4 protein-coding genes are annotated in these 4579 nt (G+C 63.0%); 3 read left to right on the top strand and 1 reads right to left on the bottom strand.

What is annotated here, in order from left to right; all coding sequences use genetic code 11:
- The 3 genes from EOL86_12215 to EOL86_12205 all read left to right on the top strand — a co-directional run.
- Nucleotides 1-1416, top strand: a 1416-nt coding sequence (locus EOL86_12215) for an AAA family ATPase (protein ID NCD26339.1), incomplete at its 5' end; no start/stop codon positions are given.
- Nucleotides 1417-1587: 171 nt separating this feature from the next.
- Nucleotides 1588-2712: a twin-arginine translocation signal domain-containing protein gene (locus tag EOL86_12210; GenBank protein NCD26338.1), complete on the top strand. Its 1125-nt coding sequence runs from the start codon at nt 1588-1590 to the stop codon at nt 2710-2712.
- 116 nt (nt 2713-2828) lie between these two features.
- Entirely contained in the window at nt 2829-3866 is a 1038-nt protein-coding gene (locus EOL86_12205) for a hypothetical protein (protein ID NCD26337.1), read from the top strand.
- Between the two features lie 41 nt (nt 3867-3907).
- On the opposite strand, the gene EOL86_12200 is transcribed toward EOL86_12205, so the two are convergent.
- Nucleotides 3908-4381: a pyridoxamine 5'-phosphate oxidase family protein gene (locus EOL86_12200; GenBank protein NCD26336.1), complete on the bottom strand. Its 474-nt coding sequence runs from the start codon at nt 4379-4381 to the stop codon at nt 3908-3910.
- Between the last annotated feature and the right edge of the window lie 198 nt (nt 4382-4579).

Raw genomic sequence — 4579 nt, 5'->3', positions numbered from 1 at the left:
AAGGCCATCGACCTCATCGACGAGGCCGCGGCCATGATCCGGACCGAGATCGACTCCCTGCCCACGGAGCTGGACGAGGCCAACCGCAAGATCATGCAGCTGGAGATCGAGCGCGAAGCCCTGCGTCGCGAAAGTGACGCCGCCTCCCGCGAACGTCTGGAGAAGCTCGAAAAGGAGCTGGCGGAGCTGAAAGAAGCCCAGACCGGCCTCAAGGCCCAGTGGGAGCGGGAAAAGAGCGGGATCGACGAGATCAGCGGTGTCAAGAAGGATATCGAGGCGACCAAGGAGGCCATTGCCAAGGCCGAGCGCGAGTACGATCTGAACAAGGCCGCCGAACTCAAGTATGGTCGGCTGACGGAACTGGAGAAGAAGCTCGCGAGCCTTTCCGGCGGCGACGACGGCGAGCAGCGCCTGCTGCGCGAGGAGGTCGGTCCGGACGACATTGCGGCCATCATTTCCAAGTGGACGGGAATCCCGGTGTCCAAGTTGGTGGAAGGGGAGCGCGAGAAGCTTCTGAAACTGGCCGATATCCTGCACGAGCGGGTCGTCGGTCAGGACGAGGCCGTGCAGGCCGTGGCCGACGCGGTCCTGCGCGCCCGGGCGGGCCTGAAGAACCCGCAGCGGCCCATAGGCTCGTTCATGTTCCTGGGGCCCACCGGCGTGGGCAAGACCGAGCTGTGCAAGACCCTGGCGAAAAGCCTGTTCGACACCGAGGAAAACATGGTGCGCCTGGACATGAGCGAGTACATGGAAAAGCACACCGTGGCCCGGCTCATCGGAGCGCCTCCGGGCTACATCGGCTACGACGAGGGCGGCCAGCTGACCGAGGCCGTGCGGCGCAAACCGTACAGCGTGGTTCTTTTTGATGAAATCGAGAAGGCCCACCCGGACGTCTTCAACGTGCTCCTGCAGATCCTCGACGACGGCCGGCTGACGGACAGCCACGGCCGGACCGTGGATTTCAAGAACACGATCATCATCATGACCTCCAACATCGGCTCGCCCTTGCTTCTGGATGGCATCAGCGAGTCGGGTGAATTGCGAGAGGGCGTGCGCGATGGGGTCATGGGTGTGCTGCGCGGGCATTTCCGGCCCGAGTTCTTGAACCGGGTCGACGAAATCGTGCTCTTCAAGCCGCTCCTCATCGAGCAGATCACGCGCATCATTGATCTGCTCATGGGCAACTTGCAGGCCCGTCTGGAGGAGCGCAAGATCACTCTGGAGCTCACCTCCAGAGCCAAGGATTTCATTGCCCGCGAGGCCTATGATCCGGTCTACGGAGCGCGGCCGCTCTTGCGGTATTTGCAGCACAATCTGGAAACGCCTCTGGCCAGGGAGATCATCGGTGGCCGTCTGCACGACGGACAAAAGCTGGTGGTCGACGAAGAGGGCGGGGCATTGCGGTTCATGGCCTGAGCCTTTTGACGGCACATGGCGGCAAAGCCGCTTCTCCATCGCACCATGCGGTGGGGAAGCGGCTTTTTTTGTGTCGCGTGATCGTGGGCGTTTTGTCATGACGCCGTCACGAAAGACCCGTAGCCAGGGTGACGTTTGTTCAATAACCACCCGAAACACAAGGAGTGTGCCGTGCTTTCGCATCTCGATCGTCGTGACTTTCTGAAACTTGGCGGTTTGGCGGCTGCCGGGGTCGCCGCCCTGACTTTGCCGCGTTTTTCCTGGGCAGGGGTCAAGGCCGCGCGCCTGGATGACTGCATGTCCATGTCGGCCCAGGATATGGCCGAGCGTTCCAGGCTCGTTGTCGATTCCATGCGCTACATTGACGACGTGGTTGCCTCCATCGGCAATGCCGAAGTTCGCGGCATCGTGGCCGGCATCGTCAAGAATCCGGCTCCGACCATCATGGAGTCGCTCATGGACGAAAAAAATCGTTGGGCCGTTTATGAGGAACTCAAGGCCGCCGGGTGGACCGAGCTGGAGTTCAATAAATTCTTGCCGCCCGTGCGGGACGCGGCCAAAAGTCCCCAGCCGTTTCTTTCCGCGCCGGGTAGCGGATACGGGAGCCATCACTGCTATCCCGGCGGGCTTGTCACCCACACGGCGTTGAATCTGCAGGCGTCCCTGGCCATCCACGCCGGGTACAAGGACGTTTATGGCTTTGATCTGGACAGGGACACGGTCATCGCCTCCCAGGTCTTGCACGATCTGCACAAACCATGGGTTTTTCAGTGGGAGGCCAGCGGCTCCAGCCGGACGGAGCAGAAATTGGCTGGCACCGGCGAGCATCATCCGTTAAGCGTGGCCGAGAGCGTGCGGCGCGGTCTGCCCGCCGAAATCTGCGTGGCTCAGGCCTGCGCCCACAAGCATCCGGGCTTTGCCAAGGATGAGGCCGAGGTCGTGCCCTGGCTCAAGACCGCGGCCATTCTGACGGGTGTCGATCCTGTCAGGAAAGGCCTCCTCGATTCTACCGGAACCCTGCCCCAGCCGCGTCGCATGGAAGGCTTCGTCTGTCATCTGGGGGACCACGACTTTGTTCTGACCGTGCCGGCTGCCCAGTGGCTTATCCCGGTCATGAAGGATATCGCGGCCACGGAGTACGGCATCCAGGGCGAGGGCGAGAGCGCGACGCGGCGCTTCAATGCCCTGCGCAATTACGTCTTTTCCCAGACCACGGTCATGAATCTCTACGCCCTGTACAGCACCAAGGGCCGGGATGCCTTGGCCGCCACGGTCCGGAGCATGGTCACGGCCTGATCCTTTCGTTTGGTTTTTGGGGCGGGCCATGTCCCGCCCTCCATTCTGGACTCGGTTTTCAAAACTCGGTACCTCCTCCGGGCTTTGGTCCCACTTCATTTTCAAGGAGAGTACCCGTGACCCCTCGATCCTGTCTCATTCTCGACATCGGCAGCGGCACTCAGGACGTGTTGCTCTATCAGGATGGCCTGGAGCTGGAAAACTGCCCCAAGTTCATTTTGCCCTCTCCGGCCCGCACGGTCGCGGCCCGCATTCGGGAGCTGACCGCCGCTGAGCGCGATATCTATTTGCACGGCCAGAACATGGGCGGCGGGTTTTGGCGCGCGGTCAAGGCGCACCAGGACGCGGGTTTGAAGGTTTATGCCCATCCCGAGGCGGCCCTGGCCCTGGGTGATGATCTGGATCAGGTGCGCGGGCACGGCATCGAAATCACGGCCGCGCCGCCGCTTTCGGCCACGCAGGTGCTGCTGACGGATTTCGATCTCGGCTTTTGGCGCGGACTCCTCCAGTATGCCGGGTTGGCGCAGCCGGATTTGATCCTGGCCTGCGTGCAGGACCACGGTTTTCATCCGGGCAAGAGCAACCGCATTTCCCGCTTCGCCTATTGGCAGCGATTCATGGCCGAGGACGAGGGACGGATTTCCCGCCTGCTCTATGCCGAACCGCCGGCCGAGATGACCCGTCTGGCCTGTTTGCGCCGGTCCATCGGTGTGGGGCTGGTGGCCGACACCGGCTCGGCCGCCATGCTCGGCGCGCTGTTCGACCCGAGCGTGGAACAGTCCGCGCGGCAGGACGGCGTGCTCATCGTCAATCTCGGCAACAGCCACGCCATCGCCTTTCTGGTTTTGGGCGAGCGGGTTCTTGGCGTCTACGAACACCACACCGGCTATCTGGATCAGGGCAAGCTTATGGGGCATTTGGAGCGCTTCCGGCGGGGCGAACTGGGTAACGCCGAGGTCTTCGACGATGGCGGCCACGGCTGCGTGACCGTGCCCGACCTGCCGCAAGGCTTTGGCCGCACCGTGGTTCTGGGGCCCCAGCGGGCCATGCTGGCCGGCGCGGCGGTGGAGTTTCTCGCCCCCGGCGGAGACATGATGCTGGCCGGATGTTTCGGTCTGCTGAAGGGTTGGAAGGAGATGGACGCCGCGCGGTAATCGGCGTGTCACACCCCGGCGGGCCTGGCGCGGGCCCGCCGTTATCCGGCCTGTTTTCCCGTCATTTTGAGAATTTCGATCTTCCAGACCTCCACGTTGCCGATGTGTTCCCCTGGAACGCGTTCGCCCTGTCGTGCATACTGATCCGCGATGATCTGCAGGGCGGCAAGCTTGCGGGCCGGCTCCTCGATGTGTCTGGCAATACCGTGCGCGATGACCGTGGCATAAGTGAAACCCCAGGCGCAGGGATTGTCGCCCTTGGGGGCAAGCGCCAGCCCGTGCTCGAAAAGGCAGCACACGCGCGGGTTGCGGCGCAGGATGTCGAGCTTGAGGCCTTGCGTCGCGCCATGGAAATAGAGGGCCGCGCCGTCGTACCCGAAGGACAGGGGCACGACGTACGGCTCGTCGTTTTGGCTCATGGCCAGCCGCATGACCGGGCTGGCCCGGATGATGCGCTCCAGTTCGGCGGGATCGGTGACGGCGTTCTTTGCGCGGCGCATGGGGCGGTTCAACATGACGTCTCCTTGCGGTTGGTGGGTGTTACCGGTCGGACCCGGCCGGTCACGTGCTCCAAAACTGCGTCCATGGCGGCATTGACGGCCGCGAAATTTTGATTTTCCGGGGCCGTGATGTCCTTGGCGGACTGCACGTACGGGCCGGGAATGAGTTCGTCTCCGCAGCACGAGACCATGGCCGCCATGGTTTCCGGGGTT

It is taken from the genome of Deltaproteobacteria bacterium, assembly GCA_009930495.1.
Classification (GTDB): domain Bacteria; phylum Desulfobacterota; class Desulfovibrionia; order Desulfovibrionales; family Desulfomicrobiaceae; genus Desulfomicrobium.
This window is presented reverse-complemented; position numbering and strand designations above follow the sequence as displayed.

Bases quoted from the DNA above. Each gene is read 5' to 3' on its own strand.
- EOL86_12200 (NCD26336.1), bottom strand. From the start codon at position 4,381: ATGTTGAACCGCCCCATGCGCCGCGCAAAGAACGCCGTCACCGATCCC.